The 15,914-nt window shown below is 70.8% G+C and carries 16 protein-coding genes and 1 pseudogene; 7 read left to right on the top strand and 10 right to left on the bottom strand.

Annotation, left to right across the window (positions count from 1 at the left end):
* Window positions 1-14 precede the first annotated feature (14 nt).
* The 8 genes from fusA to HA630_RS04885 all read right to left on the bottom strand — a co-directional run bounded on the left by fusA (window position 15) and on the right by HA630_RS04885 (window position 7,200).
* Window positions 15-2,117 (bottom strand): elongation factor G, encoded by a 2,103-nt coding sequence (gene fusA / locus HA630_RS04920; protein WP_166832863.1) that lies wholly within the window; start codon window positions 2,115-2,117, stop codon window positions 15-17.
* An 85-nt stretch (window positions 2,118-2,202) separates the two neighbouring features.
* On the bottom strand, window positions 2,203-2,673 hold the full coding sequence (gene rpsG, locus HA630_RS04915; protein WP_166832861.1) for a 30S ribosomal protein S7: 471 nt from the start codon (window positions 2,671-2,673) through the stop codon (window positions 2,203-2,205).
* A gap of 190 nt (window positions 2,674-2,863) precedes the next feature.
* On the bottom strand, window positions 2,864-3,241 hold the full coding sequence (gene rpsL, locus HA630_RS04910) for a 30S ribosomal protein S12 (protein ID WP_101048305.1): 378 nt from the start codon (window positions 3,239-3,241) through the stop codon (window positions 2,864-2,866).
* 123 nt (window positions 3,242-3,364) lie between these two features.
* Window positions 3,365-4,555 carry a D-alanyl-D-alanine carboxypeptidase family protein gene (locus HA630_RS04905; RefSeq protein ID WP_166832859.1) on the bottom strand — a complete coding sequence of 397 codons (1,191 nt, stop codon included), beginning with the start codon at window positions 4,553-4,555 and terminating at the stop codon, window positions 3,365-3,367.
* Between the two features lie 49 nt (window positions 4,556-4,604).
* A complete protein-coding gene (locus HA630_RS04900; protein ID WP_166832857.1) occupies window positions 4,605-5,237 on the bottom strand; it encodes an alpha/beta fold hydrolase in 633 nt (210 codons plus the stop codon).
* Window positions 5,238-5,244: 7 nt separating this feature from the next.
* The gene (locus tag HA630_RS04895; protein WP_166832855.1) at window positions 5,245-5,604 is read right to left on the bottom strand and encodes a ferredoxin; all 360 of its coding nucleotides are present in this window, start codon (window positions 5,602-5,604) and stop codon (window positions 5,245-5,247) included.
* Window positions 5,601-6,761, bottom strand: coding sequence for a VanZ family protein (locus HA630_RS04890; protein WP_371809200.1), 1,161 nt, complete (start codon window positions 6,759-6,761; stop codon window positions 5,601-5,603). The genes HA630_RS04895 and HA630_RS04890 overlap by 4 nt, the downstream gene beginning before the upstream one ends.
* Window positions 6,762-6,771: 10 nt before the next feature.
* Entirely contained in the window at window positions 6,772-7,200 is a 429-nt protein-coding gene (locus HA630_RS04885) for a CopD family protein (protein ID WP_166832853.1), read from the bottom strand.
* A 48-nt stretch (window positions 7,201-7,248) separates the two neighbouring features.
* On the opposite strand from HA630_RS04885, the gene HA630_RS04880 reads away from it, so the two are divergent.
* Genes HA630_RS04880 through HA630_RS04860 form a run of 5 tightly spaced genes read left to right on the top strand, consistent with a single transcriptional unit; the run spans window position 7,249 to window position 11,750 of the window.
* On the top strand, window positions 7,249-8,160 hold the full coding sequence (locus HA630_RS04880; RefSeq protein ID WP_166832851.1) for an SMP-30/gluconolactonase/LRE family protein: 912 nt from the start codon (window positions 7,249-7,251) through the stop codon (window positions 8,158-8,160).
* A 58-nt stretch (window positions 8,161-8,218) separates the two neighbouring features.
* Entirely contained in the window at window positions 8,219-9,361 is a 1,143-nt protein-coding gene (glcE, locus tag HA630_RS04875) for a glycolate oxidase subunit GlcE (protein WP_166832849.1), read from the top strand.
* 13 nt (window positions 9,362-9,374) lie between these two features.
* The gene (gene glcF / locus HA630_RS04870; protein WP_166832847.1) at window positions 9,375-10,622 is read left to right on the top strand and encodes a glycolate oxidase subunit GlcF; all 1,248 of its coding nucleotides are present in this window, start codon (window positions 9,375-9,377) and stop codon (window positions 10,620-10,622) included.
* 10 nt (window positions 10,623-10,632) lie between these two features.
* Entirely contained in the window at window positions 10,633-11,010 is a 378-nt protein-coding gene (locus HA630_RS04865; protein WP_166832845.1) for a CidA/LrgA family protein, read from the top strand.
* Complete coding sequence (locus tag HA630_RS04860; protein ID WP_166832843.1) at window positions 11,007-11,750, top strand: LrgB family protein; 744 nt, start codon at window positions 11,007-11,009, stop codon at window positions 11,748-11,750. Before HA630_RS04865 ends, HA630_RS04860 begins: the two co-directional genes overlap by 4 nt.
* 27 nt (window positions 11,751-11,777) lie before the next feature.
* On the opposite strand, the gene lplT is transcribed toward HA630_RS04860, so the two are convergent.
* A complete protein-coding gene (gene lplT, locus HA630_RS04855; RefSeq protein ID WP_166832865.1) occupies window positions 11,778-13,067 on the bottom strand; it encodes a lysophospholipid transporter LplT in 1,290 nt (429 codons plus the stop codon).
* A 166-nt stretch (window positions 13,068-13,233) separates the two neighbouring features.
* On the opposite strand from lplT, the gene alr reads away from it, so the two are divergent.
* Both alr and HA630_RS04845 read left to right on the top strand, forming a co-directional pair.
* Window positions 13,234-14,367: an alanine racemase gene (gene alr / locus HA630_RS04850; RefSeq protein WP_166832841.1), complete on the top strand. Its 1,134-nt coding sequence runs from the start codon at window positions 13,234-13,236 to the stop codon at window positions 14,365-14,367.
* Between the two features lie 46 nt (window positions 14,368-14,413).
* Complete coding sequence (locus tag HA630_RS04845; RefSeq protein WP_166832839.1) at window positions 14,414-15,433, top strand: C4-dicarboxylate ABC transporter; 1,020 nt, start codon at window positions 14,414-14,416, stop codon at window positions 15,431-15,433.
* A 4-nt stretch (window positions 15,434-15,437) separates the two neighbouring features.
* Here the strand turns inward: HA630_RS04845 and HA630_RS04840 are convergent.
* Window positions 15,438-15,914: pseudogene (locus HA630_RS04840) on the bottom strand (hypothetical protein); the annotation flags it as partial.

Raw genomic sequence — 15,914 nt, 5'->3', positions numbered from 1 at the left:
CGGGGGTGGGCCAATTACTTGGCGCGGGCCGCCATGATGGCTTCTTGCACGTTGCGCGGGGCTTCCGAGTAGTGCTTGAATTCCATCGTGTAGGTGGCGCGGCCCTGGGTGGCCGAGCGCAGCGCGGTGGAGTAGCCGAACATTTCGGACAGCGGCACTTCGGCGCGGATGGCCTTGCCACCGCCGACCATGTCGTCCATGCCCTGCACCATGCCGCGGCGGCTGGACAGGTCGCCCATCACCGTGCCGGCGTAGTCTTCCGGGGTTTCCACTTCCACGGCCATCATGGGTTCCAGAATGACCGGCTGGGCCTTCTTGCAACCTTCCTTGAAGCCGAAGATGGCGGCCATCTTGAACGCCAGTTCGTTCGAGTCCACGTCGTGGTAGGAACCGAAGTGCAGGGTGACTTTGACGTCCACCACCGGGTAGCCGGCCAGCACGCCCTGACCCAGGGCTTCCACGATGCCTTTTTCCACCGCCGGGATGAACTCGCGCGGCACCACACCGCCCTTGATCGCGTCCACGAACTCGAAGCCCTTGCCGGCCTCCTGCGGTTCGATCTTGAGCACGACGTGACCGTACTGGCCCTTACCACCGGACTGGCGCACGAACTTGCCTTCGGCTTCGTTCACGGTGCCACGGATGGTTTCGCGGTAGGCCACCTGCGGCTTGCCGACGTTGGCTTCCACGCCGAATTCGCGCTTCATGCGGTCGACAATGATCTCCAGGTGCAGCTCGCCCATGCCGGCGATGATGGTCTGACCGGATTCTTCGTCGGTGCGCACGCGGAACGACGGGTCTTCGGCGGCCAGGCGGTTCAGGGCGATGCCCATCTTTTCCTGGTCGGTCTTGGTCTTGGGCTCCACGGCCTGGGCGATCACGGGCTCCGGGAACACCATGCGTTCCAGGGTCACGATGGCGGACGGATCGCACAGGGTTTCACCGGTGGTGACTTCCTTCAGGCCCACGCAGGCGGCGATGTCGCCGGCGCGGATTTCTTCCACTTCCTGGCGGTTGTTGGCGTGCATCTGCACGATACGGCCGATGCGCTCCTTCTTGCCCTTGACCGCGTTGTACACGGTGTCGCCCTTCTTCAGGACGCCGGAGTACACGCGCACAAAGGTCAGCTGGCCCACGAAGGGGTCGGTCATCAGTTTGAACGCCAGGGCCGACAGCTTCTCTTCGTCGTCGGCCTTGCGGCTGGTGGGCTCTTCGTTTTCGTTGGTGCCGGCGACCGGGGGGATGTCCACGGGCGAGGGCAGCAGTTCGATCACGGCGTCGAGCATGCGCTGCACGCCCTTGTTCTTGAACGCGGTGCCGCACAGCATGGGCTGGATTTCGGTGGCCAGGGTACGGGCGCGCAAACCGGCGGTGATTTCTTCCTCGGTCAGCTCACCCTCTTCCAGGTACTTGTTCATCAGCTCTTCGGAGGCTTCGGCCGCGGCTTCCACCATCTTCTCGCGCCATTCCTTGGCGGACTCGAGCAGCTCGGCCGGGATGTCCTCGAAGGTGAACTTCATGCCCTGCGACGCTTCGTCCCAAATGATGGCCTTCATCTTGCGCAGGTCGACCACGCCCTTGAAGCCGTCTTCGGCGCCGATGGGGATCACGATCGGCACGGGGTTGGCCTTCAGGCGCAGGCGCATCTGGTCGTAGACCTTGAAGAAGTTGGCACCGGTGCGGTCCATCTTGTTCACGAAGGCCAGACGCGGCACCTTGTACTTGTTGGCCTGACGCCAGACGGTCTCCGACTGCGGCTGCACGCCACCCACGGCGCAGTACACCATGCAGGCGCCATCCAGCACGCGCATGGAACGCTCCACCTCGATGGTGAAGTCCACGTGGCCGGGGGTGTCGATGATGTTGAAGCGATGCTCGGGGAAGGAGTTGTCCATCCCGCGCCAGAAGCAGGTGGTGGCGGCGGAGGTGATGGTGATGCCGCGCTCTTGTTCCTGCTCCATCCAGTCCATGGTGGCGGCGCCGTCGTGCACTTCACCGATCTTGTGGTTCACGCCGGTGTAGAACAGGATGCGTTCGGTGGTGGTGGTCTTGCCGGCGTCGATGTGGGCCGAAATACCGATGTTGCGGTAACGCGCGAGGGGCGTGGTACGTGCCATGAGAAATTCTCCGAAAGATACAGGCAAAGCCCGCCACCCCTTGTGAGAGTGTTGCGGGCCTTGCGGGATGCGATAAGCGCGCGGCTTAGAAGCGGAAGTGGCTGAACGCCTTGTTGGCTTCGGCCATGCGGTGCACTTCGTCACGGCGCTTCATGGCGCCACCACGGCCTTCGTTGGCTTCCAGCAGTTCGTTGGCCAGGCGCAGGGCCATGGACTTTTCGCTGCGCTTGCGGGCAGCCTGCTTGATCCAGCGCATGGACAGGGCCAGGCGACGCACCGGGCGCACTTCGACGGGCACCTGGTAGTTGGCGCCACCGACGCGGCGGGATTTCACTTCCACCATCGGTTTGACGTTGTTGATGGCGGTGGTGAAGAGTTCCAGCGGGTCCTTGCCGGTCTTCTTCTCCATGGTTTCCAGGGCGCCGTAAATGATGCGCTCGGCCACCGCCTTTTTGCCGCCTTCCATGATGACGTTCATGAATTTGGACAGCTCGATGTTGCCGAACTTGGGATCCGGCAGGATTTCACGTTTAGGGACTTCGCGACGACGTGGCATTTTTCACTCCATTGCTTCAGTTGGCACCGCTTCCGGCGGCACCCCGAGAGCCATACAGGACCCTCACTTACTCGACCCATGCGCACCGTGCGCATCCGGGGGTCACTCCGCTCAAACGCTCGCCAGCAAGCATTCAAGCACCTTGTTTTGAACGCGGCATGACAGCCGGGTTCGGGGCACCCAGGGGCAATTAAGCCTTCTTGGGGCGCTTGGCACCGTACTTGGAACGGGACTGCTTGCGGTCTTTCACGCCTTGCAGGTCCAGCGAACCGCGGACGATGTGGTAACGCACACCGGGCAAGTCTTTCACACGACCGCCGCGAACCAGCACGACGCTGTGTTCCTGCAGGTTGTGGCCTTCGCCGCCGATGTAGGAAATGACTTCGAACCCGTTGGTCAGGCGCACCTTGGCGACCTTGCGCAGCGCGGAGTTCGGCTTCTTGGGCGTGGTGGTGTACACACGGGTGCACACGCCACGGCGCTGGGGGCAGTTTTCCATGGCCGGGCTCTTGGACTTGATCTTTTCGACCGTCCGGCCTTGGCGCACGAGTTGGTTGATGGTTGGCATTGAAACGTCCCTAAACGTTTGAAATAAAAACAAAAAGCCCTTCGGAATTTTCCGAAAAGCCCGCTACTGTAGCACGCGACCCCAAGCGACGCAAGCGCCAGAGGGGCCGGCGCCCGGCCAGCGTCACTTGATCCAGAGGCGGACGGCACCCCAAAGGCGGCCCAGCAGGCCGGCTTCACCCACGGTTTCGAGCACGAACAGCGGGATTTCGGCCACCACCTCGCCGGCGGCGGTCTTGACGCGCAGGGTGCCCAGCGGCTGACCCTGCTGCAGCGGGGCCACCAGCGGGTCGGTGCGCAAGACTTCGGTGCGCAGGCCGGCGGCCTGGCCGGTCGGCACGCTCACCACCACGCCGTCGGCGCGGCCGAGCTTGACACTGGAGGCCTGGCCCTTCCAGACCTCGGGCGTGGCCACCGGCTGGCCGGGGGCGAACAGACGCACCGCCTGGTAGGCGGAAAAGCCCCAGTTGAGCAGTTTCTGGCTTTCGGCGGCGCGGGCGTTTTCGTTGGCCGCCCCCAGCACCACGCTGACGAGGCGGCGCTGGCCGGCCGCGCCCTCGCCCAAGGCCGGGAACTGGCGGCGGGCGGTGGCCACCAGGCAGTAGCCGGCGGCGTTGGTGAAGCCGGTCTTGAGGCCGTCCACCGTCGGGTCGCGGAACAGCAACAGGTTGCGGTTGGTGTCGTTGGCCGCCGGCGTGCCGGGGTAGCGGTAGCGCTGGATGGCGTAGTACGGCACGTACTGCGGGAAGTCCTTCATCAGCCGGGTGGCCAGAATGGACAGGTCGCGCGCGGTGGTGGTGTGGCCCGGGGCGGTCAGGCCTTCGGGGTTGCGAAAGCCGGTGCTGTTCATGCCCAGCGCCTTGGCTTGCTGGTTCATCAGTTCGACGAAACGCTCCACCGTGCCGCCCACGCCTTCGGCCAGGGCCACGGTGGCGTCGTTGCCGGACTGCACGATCATGCCCTTGAGCAGGTCTTCCACCGGCACCTGCATCTTGGGATCGATGAACATGCGCGAGCCCGGCATCTTCCAGGCGCGTTCGCTCACCGGCAGGGTCTGGGTCAGGCTGATTTTCTGGGCGCGCAGGGCGTCGAACACCAGGTAGGCGGTCATCAGCTTGGTCAGCGAAGCGGGCTCGACCGCCATGTCGGGGTCTTTGGCCGCGAGCACCTGCTGGGTGGTCACGTCGTAGAGCAGGTAGGCGCGGGCGGCGATTTCGGGCGGGGCCGGGGTCTGGGCGGCGGCGGGCAGCGCGGCGGCCAGGGTCAGCGCCAGGCCGGCAGACCAGCGGCGCAGGGAGCAAAGAACAGCAAACACGGGGAAAGTCCTGAACAAGAAGTGAGACGTGCACCGGGCACGGCGGCGGTCAGGCCGCGCGCAGGTGGCGCAGCGCCAGGGATTTGAGCAGCGGCAGGCGGCCGTGGAAAAAGTGCTCCACGCCCGGGATGACGGTGACCGGCAGGGCCTGCGGGCGGGCCCAGTCGAGCACGGCCGCCAGGGCGACGGTGTCGTCCTGCTCCCCGTGAACGACCAGGGTGCGGTCGTGAAGTTCCTCGGGCAGGGCCGGCACCGCAAAGCGGCTGGCCGCCGTGCCCACCAGCACCAGCGAATGCAGCGGCCGCGCCGGGTGCAGCTGCACCGCCGCGCGGCAGGTGACGAAGGCGCCGAAGGAAAAACCGGCCAGCGCCAGGGGGCCGGCCGGGGCCTGGTCGGCCACGGCCGCCAGCAGGTCCTGGGTTTCGCCCTCGCCATGGTCGTGCACGCCGGCGCTGCGGCCCACGCCACGGAAGTTGAAGCGCACCGCCGTCCAGCCGGCCTGCACGTAGGCGCGGGCCAGCGTCTGCACCACCTTGTTCTGCAGGGTGCCGCCGAACAGGGGGTGCGGGTGGGCGATGACCGCCGCGCCGCCCTCGGGCCGGGGCTGGGCCGGGCGGTCGATGGCCAACTCCAGCGGGCCGGCGGGGCCGTCCACCAGGCGGGTTTCGGTCTGGGCGTTCACAGGGGCCTCAGCGGCCGACGCCGGGCGGGGTCAGCAGGCGCTCGACCACCACCCCGTCGCGCAGGTGGGAGGTAACGATTTCGTCGACATCGGCGGCGTCGACGAAGCTGTACCAGACCGCCTCGGGGTAGACCACGGCGACGGGGCCGCCGGCGCAGCGGTCCAGGCAGCCGGCCTTGTTGACGCGCACCTGGCCCGGCCCGGCCAATCCCAGGGCCTTGACCTGCTGCTTGCAGCGGTCGAAGGCGGCTTGGGCGTTGTGGTCGGCGCAGCAGGCTTCGCCGTTGCCGCGCTGGTTCAGGCAGAAGAAGATGTGGCGCTGGTAGTACGACGCGGCGGGCGGGGTATCGGGGGCGGACTCGCTCATGGCGCCACATTGTAGTGGGCGGCCCGCGGCCGCAAGGCCAGCCGCACCCCCACCCACAGCGCCGCGTACGGCCACAGCCAGCCCAACCACTGCGACAGGCCGTGGAAACGGATGAAGCGGCCCTGCTCCCAGGTCTGCAAGGACTGGGCGAAGTAGGCGGTCTCGGGCGCGCGGTTGAGCAGGCCGAGCGCGAAACTCCAGGCCAGCAGCGACAGCAGGGCCGCCGCTCGGTGCCCCAGCGCCAGACCGAACAGCGACATGGCCGCGGCCACCGCCAGCCCCAGCGAGGCCGGCGGGGTGAGCCAGGCCCAGGCGTGGACCGGCCCGAAGGTCAGGCTGGCCGACAGGGCACCGGCGGCCAGCACCACGCCCGCGAACAGCAGGGCAAACACCAAGCGCTGCCCGGGCCGGCGCAGCACCGCGTAGGCCAGCAACACCGGCGCCCACAGGCACAAGGCCACCACCAGCGCCTCGGCCAGCGGGCTCAGGGGCAGCGAGGGCGTGGCCTGCGGCAGCCAGCCCTGCAGCGCCGAGCCTTCCGTCAGGGCCACCAGGGCGGCCTCCAGCCGCTGCCAGGCCTGGCCCAGGCCGAACGGCACCGGCGTGGGGTACAGCACCGCCAGCGGCCAGGTCAGCAGCAGGACGAGCGCGCCCCGGGTGTCGGGCACCAGCCAGCGGGCGCGGAACTGCACCCACGGCCCCAGCACGCGCCAGCGCAGCAACAGCAGGGCCAGGGCCACACCCAGCAGGCCGCCGAGGCTGTTGAGTCCCCAATCGACCTGGGACGGCACGCGCTGCACCAGGTAGCTCTGGGTGGACTCCAGCAGCAGCGACAGCAACGCCGGCCCCAGCGCCCCCACCCACCCGGCCCAGCGGCCGCTGCCGCTGCGCGCCAGCGCCAGGGTCAGCAGCAGGCCCAGGGGAACATACCCCACCAGGTTGGCCACGACGTCGAAACCGGTCCAGTACGCGGGCCAGGGCGCCTGCAGAAAGGCCCACGGCGCGATGCCCTGGGCACGCCAGCCGGTGAAGGGGAACAGGCTGGCATAGACCACCAGCGCCGCGTACACCGCCGCCACCGGCCAGGCCAGGGACACGCGGCCGTGGCGGGCGGGGTCCGGCCCGGTCAGGGCCGAGGGGTCGGGGACAGACGGCACACGCCTGGCCTCAGAAGGGCTTGACAACCACCAGCACCACGACCACGATCATCAACAGAACCGGGGCTTCGTTGAACCAGCGGAACCAGACGTGGCTGCGGGTCGAGGCGCCGCGCTCGAACTGGCGCAACAGCCGGCCGCAGGCGTGGTGGTAGCCCAGCAAGGCCACCACCACCGCGAGCTTGGCGTGCATCCAGCCGTTGCCGGGGCCACGCCCGATGCCGTAGCCCAGCCACAGCCACAGGCCCAGGACCAGGGCGGGCACGGCCAGCAGCGTCATGAAGCGCATGAGTTTGCGTGCCATCAGCAGCAGGCGCGCGCGTTCGGCGGTGCTGGCGGGGTCGACCATGGCCAGGTTCACGAAAATGCGCGGCAAATAAAACAGACCGGCGAACCAGCTGGCAATGAAAACGATGTGGAACGATTTGACCCAGAGCATGGGCGCCAGTGTAGCCAAGCCCTGGTGCCCCCACCGGAGGACCCCTCGATGACCACGCCCAGCCCCAGCCCCTGGCAACGGGTGCACGACACCCTGTGCGCCCAGGGCGATTCGCCGTTCTGGCACGCCCGGGAGGAGCGGCTGTACTGGATCGACGTGGCCCTGCGGCGCCTGTGGCGGCTGCACCCGCGCAGCGGCCGCGCCGAGCACCTGGAGCTGCCCCAGGAGCCGGGCAGCGTGGCGCCGTGCCGCGGCGGCGGCCTGCTGCTGGCCTTGCGCGACGGCCTCTACCACCTGGCCAGCTGGCAGGACCTGCCGCGCCGCATCGTCCCGGCGCCCTACGACCCGGCGCGCCAGCGCTTCAGCGGCGGCCACTGCGACCCCTGGGGCCGCTTCTGGGTGGGCACCCGCGCCGAGGCCCCAGACCGCCCCGAGGGCGCGCTCTACTGCCTGCACACCCGGGTCCAGGTGCAGCCCGAGCTGCACGCGGTGGAGCGCGGCGTGGTGTCGTCCGACGGCCTGGCCTGGTCGCCCGACGCCAAGGTGCTGTACTGGGCCGACGGCGCCCGGGGCCTGCTGAGCCACCATGCCATGTCGCTGCCCGGCAGCTGGCCCCCGCAGCTGGGCGTGCCCCTGCCCATGGCCCGTTTCGACGTGGCGCAAGACGGCCAGCCGGGCGGGGCCGCGGTGGACCAAGCCGGCCGCTACTGGGTGGCCATGCGCGAAGCCGCCCAGGTGCTGTGCCTGAGCGACCGCGGCGAGGTGCTGGCCCGCCACCCCACCCCGGTGCAATGCCCCACCGCGGTCTGCTTCGGTGGGCACGACCTGTGCACCCTCTACCTGACCAGCGCCCGGCTGCAGCGCGGGGCGGACGAACTGGCGCGCTACCCCGACAGCGGGGCGGTCCACGCGCTGCGGGTGGACACCCCCGGCCTGCCGACCCAGCTGTACTGGGACTGAGGCGGCGCGTTAAAAAAATTCACACCCCGGCGGCAGGGGCGCCGCTACCATTGCCGCCATGTCTGCCGAAACCGCTCCCACCGTGGCCCGCTGGGCCGACCAGATCCGCGCCGCCGCGGCCGACGGCACGGCCCTGCGCCTGGTCGGCGGCGACAGCAAGGCCTTTTACGGCCCACCCCTGCCCGCCGACCTGCCGCGGTTGGAAACGCGCGAGCACGGCGGCATCGTGGCGCACGAACCGACCGAGCTGGTGCTGACGGCCCGCGCCGGCACCCCGCTGGCCGAGGTGGAGGCCGCACTCGCCGCCTGCGGGCAGTGCCTGGCCTTTGAGCCGCCGCACTTTGGCCCCGACGCCACCGTGGGTGGCATGGTGGCCGCCGGCCTCAGCGGCCCGGCCCGCGCCAGCGTGGGCGCGGTGCGCGATTTCGTGCTGGGCGTGCAACTGCTCAACGGCCGGGGCGAGCACCTGACCTTTGGCGGCCAGGTGATGAAGAACGTGGCCGGCTACGACGTCAGCCGCCTGCTGGCCGGCAGCCTGGGCAGCCTGGGCGTGATCACCGAGGTCTCGCTCAAGGTGCTGCCGGTGGCCCCGGCCGAAGCCACCCTGTGCTTTGAACTGGCGCAGGACGCGGCGCTGGCCCAGCTGGCGCGCTGGCGCGGCCATCCGCTGCCGCTGAACGCCAGCTGCTGGGTGCTGGACGACACCGGCGGCGCGCCCCGGCCGCTGCTGTTTGTGCGGCTGCGCGGCGCCGCCGCCGCGGTGGAGGCGGCCTGCACCCGGATGCTGGCGGATGCGCCCGGCGAACGCCAGGACACCGCCATCACCGCCGCCGACTGGCGCGCCTGCGGCGAACAGACCCTGCCCTTCTTCGCCCAGCCGCCGTCGCCGGCGCACGGGCTGTGGCGGCTGTCGGTGGCGCCCACCACCCCGGTGCTGGACCTGCCCGGCCCCACCCTGGTGGAGTGGTTCGGGGGACTGCGCTGGGTCTGGGCACCGGTCGACGCCGGCGCGGCCCTGCGCCAGGTGGCCCAGGCCGCCGGCGGGCACGCCACCCTGTTCCGCGCACCGGCCGATGCGCCCTTGGCCGCCGAACGCTTCACCCCACCGGCGCCGGCGTTGCGGACCATCCAGCAGCGGCTCCAGCGCGAATTCGACCCGGCAGGGGTCTTCAACCCCGGCCGTTGGGGCTTTGGCCTCTGAGCCCAGGAACGACATGCAGACCCACCTCGCCCCCGAATACCAGGGCACGCCCGACGGCCAGGCGGCCGAAGCCATCCTGCGCAAGTGCGTGCACTGCGGTTTTTGCACCGCCACCTGCCCCACCTACCAACTGCTCGGCGACGAGCTGGACGGCCCGCGTGGCCGCATCTACCTGATCAAGCAGGTGCTGGAAGGCCAGAAACCGACCCGCGCCACCCAGCAGCACCTGGACCGCTGCCTGACCTGCCGCAACTGCGAATCCACCTGCCCCAGCGGGGTGGACTACGGCCACCTGGTGGACATCGGCCGCAAGGTGGTGGACGCCCAGGTACCGCGCCCGGTGGGCGAGCGCGCGGTGCGCTGGCTGCTCAAGGAAGGGCTGCCCTCACCGCTGTTCGGGCCGGCGCTGCGGCTGGGGCAGGCGGTGCGCGGCCTGCTGCCCGCGGCCCTGCAGGCCAAGGTGCCGCCCCGGCAGGCCGCTGGAACCTGGCCGCAGCGGGTGCACGCGCGCCGGGTGCTCATGCTCGAAGGCTGCGTGCAGCCGGCCATGATTCCCAACATCAACGCCGCCACCGCGCGGGTGTTGGACGCCGCCGGCGTGCAGACCGTGCGGGCGCCCCAGGCCGGCTGCTGCGGCGCGGTCAAGTTCCACCTGAACGACCAGGTCGGCGGGCTGGACCAGATGCGCGCCAACATCGACGCCTGGTGGCCTTTCATCGACCCGGCGGCGGCGCAGCCGGTGGAGGCGATCGTGATGAACGCCTCGGGCTGCGGGGTGACGGTGAAGGAATACGCCCACCTGCTGCGCCACGACCCGGCCTACGCCGAGAAGGCGGCCCGCGTCAGCGCGTTGACGAAAGACCTGAGCGAGTTGCTGCCCGACCTGGTGCCGGCCCTGCAAGGGCGGCTGCGGCTGGGCGCCGAAGGCCCGGCACTGGCCTTCCACCCGCCCTGCACGCTGCAGCACGGCCAGCGGCTGCGTGGCGGCGTGGAGCAGCACCTGGGGGCGCTGGGCTTTCGGGTGCAGGTGGCGCGCAACGAGGCGCACCTGTGCTGCGGCTCGGCCGGCACCTACTCGGTGCTGAACCCGGGCCTGTCCACCCAGCTGCGCGACCGCAAGCTCGGCCACCTGGGCGAGCTGGGGGCCGAGACCATCGTGTCGGCCAACATCGGCTGCATCACCCACCTGCAAAGCGGCACCGACACCCCGGTGAAACACTGGGTGGAGGTGCTGGACGCGGCCCTGCAACCGGCCGACTGACGCCCCACCCATGCTGCACGCCCTGGCCGCCCTGCTGAGCCTGCAGCTGCTGGGCGAGGCGGTGGTGCGCTGGCTGGCCTGGCCGGTGCCGGGCCCGGTGCTGGGCATGGCCCTGCTGGTGCTGGCCCTGGCCGCGCGCCCGGCCTGGCTGGCGGCGCTGCGGCCCACCGCGCAGGGGCTGCTGCAACACCTGTCGCTGCTGTTCGTGCCGGCGGGCGTCGGCGTCATGCTGCACCTGCAGCGGCTGGGCGAGGAGGCCTGGGCCATCGGCATCGCGCTGGTGCTGAGCACCTGGATCGGCATGGCCTGCGCCGCCGGCGTCTGCGTGGCCCTGATGCGTGGGCACGCGCGCCGCCCCGACACCCCGCCCGCGGACGGCGCGCCATGAGCCCCGACACCCCGCCAAGCCTGACCGACATCTGGGTCTATTTGTCGGCCACGCCGCTGCTGGGCCTGACGCTGACGCTGCTGGTCTACCTGGCGGCCTACCGCCTGTCCACCGCATGGCGCCACCACCCGCTGGCCAACCCGGTGGCGCTGTCCATCGTGCTGCTGGGCACGTTGCTGTGGGCCACCGGCACGCCCTACGCCACCTACTTTGCCGGCGCCCAGTTTGTGCACTTCCTGCTGGGGCCGGCCACGGTGGCGCTGGCGGTGCCGCTGTTTGAGCAACTGGGCCGCCTGCGCCGCCTCTGGTGGCCGCTGCTGGGGGGGCTGGTGGCCGGCACCCTGGCGGGCACGGTCAGCGCGGTGCTGCTGGCGCAGGCGCTGGGCGCTTCGCCGGCCACGCTGGCGTCGCTGGCGCCCAAGTCGGTGACCTCGCCGGTGGCCATGGGCATCGCCGCGCAACTGGGCGGGCTGCCGTCGCTGACGGCGGTGCTGGTGGTCTGCACCGGGGTGGTGGGGGCGGCCAGTGCGCGGGTGCTGTTCAACCTGCTGCGCATCCACGACCCGGTGGTGCGCGGGCTGGCGCTGGGCACGGCGGCGCACGGCATCGGCACGGCGCGGGCGTTCCAGGTGAGCGCCGAAATGGGCGCCTTTGCCGGCCTGGCCATGGGGCTGACCGCCCTGTTCAGCGCGCTGGTGCTGCCCTGGCTGGTGCCGCCGCTGCTGCGGGCGCTGGGCTGAGGCCTGCCGGCCGGCCCGGCCCCGCCGTCAGCCGTGCAGGTCGTCGCGGCGGGCGATTTCCAGCAGGCGCTCCAGCTCGTGCGGGTGCACCCGTTCGTTGTGGCGGTGCCAGCGCTGGATCAGCCACATCACCCCGGCGACGATCAGGCCGAAGGCGGTGATGGCCCCGAACGCCGACAAGCCCACCCCGGTGGAAAAGCTGTACAGAAAACCCAGGCCCAGGATGCAGGCCTGCTCGTTGAAGTTCTGCACCGCGATGGACCGGCCCGCGCCCATGAGGTTGTGGCCGCGGTGCTGCAGCAGCGCGTTCATGGGCACCACCAGAAAGCCGCCCAGCCCGCCCAGCGCGATCAGGAAGGGCACCGCCACCCAGACGTTGTCGATGAAGTTCATCAGCACCACCAGCAGCCCCATCGCGACGCCCAGCGGCATGACACGGGTGGCGTGTTCCAGCCGCATGCGCAACGACGCCGCCACCGCCCCGACCGCGGTGCCGATGGCCACCACCCCCACCAGCGACGAGGCCTGGGTGGTGCTGTACCCCAGGGCTGCCGCGGCCCAGGCCAGCACGATGTAGCGCAGGTTGCCGCTGACGCCCCAGAACAGGGTGGTGGTGGACAGGGAGATCTGGCCAAGCCGGTCGCGCCAGAGGCGGCCGTTGCAGATCCAGAAATCGGGCAGCAGCGCCAGCGGGTTGGCCGGCATGTGGCGCAGCGCGGCCCCGGTGCGCGGGATGCGGGTGTTGAACCACGCCGCCAGGCCATAGACCGGCACCAGCAGCGCGATGGCGGCCTCGGCCGGGGTGTTGATGGCCAGGCCCAGGCCCGGCACCTGCAGTTCCAGCGCCAGCAGCCGGCCCGACACCAGCGGCCCCACCAGCTGCCCGCCCAGCACCACGCCCAGGATGATGGAGGCGATGGTCAGGCCCTCGATCCAGCCGTTGGCCTTGACCAGTTGCGACGGCGGCAGGAGTTCGGTGAGGATGCCGTACTTGGCCGGCGAATAGGCCGCCGCCCCCAGCCCGACGATGGCGTAGGCCAGCAAGGGGTGCAGGCTGGTGAGCATGAGCAGACAGCCCACCACCTTGATGGCGTTGCTGACGAACATGACCCGGCCTTTGGGCCGGGCGTCGGCGAAGGCGCCCACGAACGGCGCCAGCACCACGTAGAACAGGGCGAACATGGGCACCAGCGCGGCGCTCTGCCACTCCGGCGCGCCCCGGGTGCGCAACAGCTCCACGGCCACCACGAACAAGGCGTTGTCGGCCAGCGAGCTGAAGAACTGCGCCGTCATGATGGTGTAGAAACCGCGCTTCATGGCCATGAAATTGGGTGCGTAACAGCGTTGGGCAGGCGGTTTTTGTGCAACAGTGGCGGCTCGTGGGCTGGCCGCATTGTCTCCGGCGATGCGCGGTTATAGCACGGCCGCCCCCGGCCCCGGCGCCCCTGTGGGCGACGGGGTTTCACCGCTCACTTCTGCCGCCATGCCACGCCCCATCCTTGCCACCGTTCACCCCCAGGCCCTGCGCCACAACCTGGCGCGCGCGCGCCGCGCCGTGCCCGACACCCGGGTTTGGGCCGTCGTCAAGGCCAACGCCTACGGCCACGGCCTGGAGCGGGTGTTCGACGCGCTGCGCGGCGCCGACGGCTTCGCCCTGCTCGACCTGGCCGAGGCCGAACGCCTGCGCGCCCTGGACTGGCGCGGCCCCATCCTGCTGCTGGAAGGCTGCTTCGAGCCGCGCGACCTGGAGCTGTGCTCGCGCCTGCACCTGTGGCACGCGGTGCACTGCGAAGAACAGATCGACTGGCTCAGCCGCCACAAGACGCAGGTGCCGCACCGCGTCTTCCTGAAGATGAACTCCGGCATGAACCGGCTGGGCTTCCGGCCCGACGCCTTCCGCGCCGCCTGGACCCGGCTCAACGCCCTGCCGCAGGTGGACGAAATCTCCCTCATGACCCACTTCAGCGACGCCGACGGACCGCGCGGCATCGCCCACCAGGTGGCCACCTTTGAGGCCGCCAGCGCCGACCTGCCGGGCGAGCGCAGCCTGTGCAACAGCGCCGCCCTGCTGCGCCACGCCCACACCCCGCTGCACGGCGGGCTGACCCTGGCCGCCGACTGGGTGCGCCAGGGCATCGCCCTGTACGGCAGCGCACCCGACCACCCCTGCCACCGCGCCGCCGATTGGGACCTGCGCCCGACCCTGACGCTGTCGAGCCGGCTGATCGCCACCCAGACACTGGCGCCGGGCGACACGGTGGGCTACGGCTCCACCTTCACCGCCACGCAACCGATGCGGGTGGGCGTGGTGGCCTGTGGCTACGCCGACGGCTACCCGCGCCACGCCGGCACCGGCACGCCGGTGCTGGTGGCGGGCGTGCGCACCCGGCTGGTCGGTCGCGTCAGCATGGACATGCTGGCGGTGGACCTGGCGCCGCTGGACGCCGCCGGGGTGCCGGCCAGCGTGGGCAGCGAGGTGGTGTTGTGGGGCGTGGCGGCGTCGGGCGCGGCGCTGCCCATCGACGAGGTGGCCCAGGCCGCCGGCACCATCGCCTACGAGCTGATGTGCGCGGTGGCCGCCCGGGTGCCTTTCGCGACCGAGCCCGAGCCTGCCTGATATACCCTACGGCGTATACTGGCTCCACTTTTTTGCCGCCCCTGCCATGACCCTTGCCCGCCCCTCCCCGTTGAAGTTCCTGATGCCCGGCTGGTTTTCGCTGGTGATGGGCCTGACCGGCCTGGCGCTGGCCTGGCACGCCGCCGCCCCCGCCCTGGGCGAGATGGCCACCGGCGGCGCACTGGTGCTGGCCGGCCTGGGCCTGGCGGTGTTTGCCGCCCTGGCCGCGGCGTCGCTCTGGCGCTGGCAACGCCACCCCGAAGCCCTGGCCGAGGACCTGAAGCACCCGGTGCGCCACGCCTTTGTGGCGGCGGTGCCGGTGTCGCTGCTGTTGCTGGCCACCGCCGCCCACGCGCTGGGCCTGACCGGCGCGGTGGTGCAGGCCGTGTGGTGGGCCGGCAGCGGCCTGCAGCTGTGGGCCACGCTGTGGGTGCTGGGGCGCTGGCTGTCGCCGCAGGCCCAGGCCAGCAGCAGCGCCCAGGCCGGCGCGCTGTGGCCGGGGGTGACGCCGCTGCTGTTCATCCCGGTGGTGGGCAACGTGGTTGCGCCGCTGGCCGGCGTGGGGCTGGGGCATGGCGGCTGGTCGGCCGCGCAGTTCGGCATCGGGGTGTGCTTCTGGCCGGTGGTGCTGGGGCTGGTGTTGGTGCGCCGCCTGGCGCACAGCCCGCTGCCGGAACGGCTGCTGCCGACCTGGGCCATCGCGGTGGCGCCGCCGTCGGTGGTGGGGCTGGGGCTGCTGGCCTTCCAGGCCTCCACCCCGGTGGTGCAGGCCTGCTGGGGCGCCGCCCTGTTCACGCTGCTGTGGGTGGGCGCTCAGGGCAAGCGCATGGTGGCCCAGCCCTTTGGCCTGACCTTCTGGGCGCTGTCCTTCCCGCTGGCGGCTTTCACCACCCTCACGCTCAAGCTGGCGGCGCTGCAGAACTCGGCCGCGCAGCAGACGCTGGGCTTGCTGCTGCTGGCCATCACCTCGCTGGTGGTGGTGGGCCTGGCGCTGGCCACGTTGCGCGGCCTGCGCGACGGCACGCTGCTGGCGCCGGAACCGGTGGCGCAGATCACCCCGGTCTGAGGCCTCAGCGGCCCGCCGGGCTGCAGTCGGCGAAGCCGTAGCGTTCGCAGAACGGGCTGCCCCACAGCGGCAGCCAGCGCGGGTAGTCGTGGAACTGGCGCGCCACCTCGGCCAGCACCTGTTCGCGGTAGGCGGCGTAGCGGAAGCCCTCGCCGTCGAGCTGGTGATAGGTCACGCCGGCCACCTGAAAGCTGCGGGTGCTGACGCGCTCGAAGAAGGCCTGGTGCGCGGCGGCGTCCACCGGGTCGCGGAAGAACACCCGCACCGCCTGGCCGTCCCAGGCGCGGAAGTCGACCAGCTGGTCGTCCTGGCGGGCGTGGTGGCGGCCCAGGCCGTACACCGGCACGTAACGCCCCGACACGTAAGACAGGATGGCCGCCGGGCTGTAGGCGTGGGCCATCAGGTGGGCGCCGGGCGGCAGGTCGCGCTCCAGCGCGGCGACGATGGCCGGCACCTCGCGCAGGAACACGGCTTTTTCGTA

Source organism: Aquabacterium sp. A08 (genome assembly GCF_011742065.1).
The sequence above is the reverse complement of the archived record's forward strand: the minus strand, read 5'-3'. Positions and strand labels throughout refer to the sequence as shown.

Excerpts from the sequence above, each read along its gene's own strand:
- fusA (WP_166832863.1), bottom strand. The coding sequence starts at position 2,117 with ATGGCACGTACCACGCCCCTCGCGCGTTACCGCAACATCGGTATTTCG.
- rpsG (WP_166832861.1), bottom strand. The coding sequence starts at position 2,673 with ATGCCACGTCGTCGCGAAGTCCCTAAACGTGAAATCCTGCCGGATCCC.
- rpsL (WP_101048305.1), bottom strand. The coding sequence starts at position 3,241 with ATGCCAACCATCAACCAACTCGTGCGCCAAGGCCGGACGGTCGAAAAG.
- HA630_RS04895 (WP_166832855.1), bottom strand. The coding sequence starts at position 5,604 with ATGAGCGAGTCCGCCCCCGATACCCCGCCCGCCGCGTCGTACTACCAG.
- HA630_RS04885 (WP_166832853.1), bottom strand. The coding sequence starts at position 7,200 with ATGCTCTGGGTCAAATCGTTCCACATCGTTTTCATTGCCAGCTGGTTC.
- HA630_RS04880 (WP_166832851.1), top strand. The coding sequence starts at position 7,249 with ATGACCACGCCCAGCCCCAGCCCCTGGCAACGGGTGCACGACACCCTG.
- glcE (WP_166832849.1), top strand. The coding sequence starts at position 8,219 with ATGTCTGCCGAAACCGCTCCCACCGTGGCCCGCTGGGCCGACCAGATC.
- glcF (WP_166832847.1), top strand. The coding sequence starts at position 9,375 with ATGCAGACCCACCTCGCCCCCGAATACCAGGGCACGCCCGACGGCCAG.
- HA630_RS04865 (WP_166832845.1), top strand. The coding sequence starts at position 10,633 with ATGCTGCACGCCCTGGCCGCCCTGCTGAGCCTGCAGCTGCTGGGCGAG.
- HA630_RS04860 (WP_166832843.1), top strand. The coding sequence starts at position 11,007 with ATGAGCCCCGACACCCCGCCAAGCCTGACCGACATCTGGGTCTATTTG.
- lplT (WP_166832865.1), bottom strand. The coding sequence starts at position 13,067 with ATGAAGCGCGGTTTCTACACCATCATGACGGCGCAGTTCTTCAGCTCG.
- alr (WP_166832841.1), top strand. The coding sequence starts at position 13,234 with ATGCCACGCCCCATCCTTGCCACCGTTCACCCCCAGGCCCTGCGCCAC.
- HA630_RS04845 (WP_166832839.1), top strand. The coding sequence starts at position 14,414 with ATGACCCTTGCCCGCCCCTCCCCGTTGAAGTTCCTGATGCCCGGCTGG.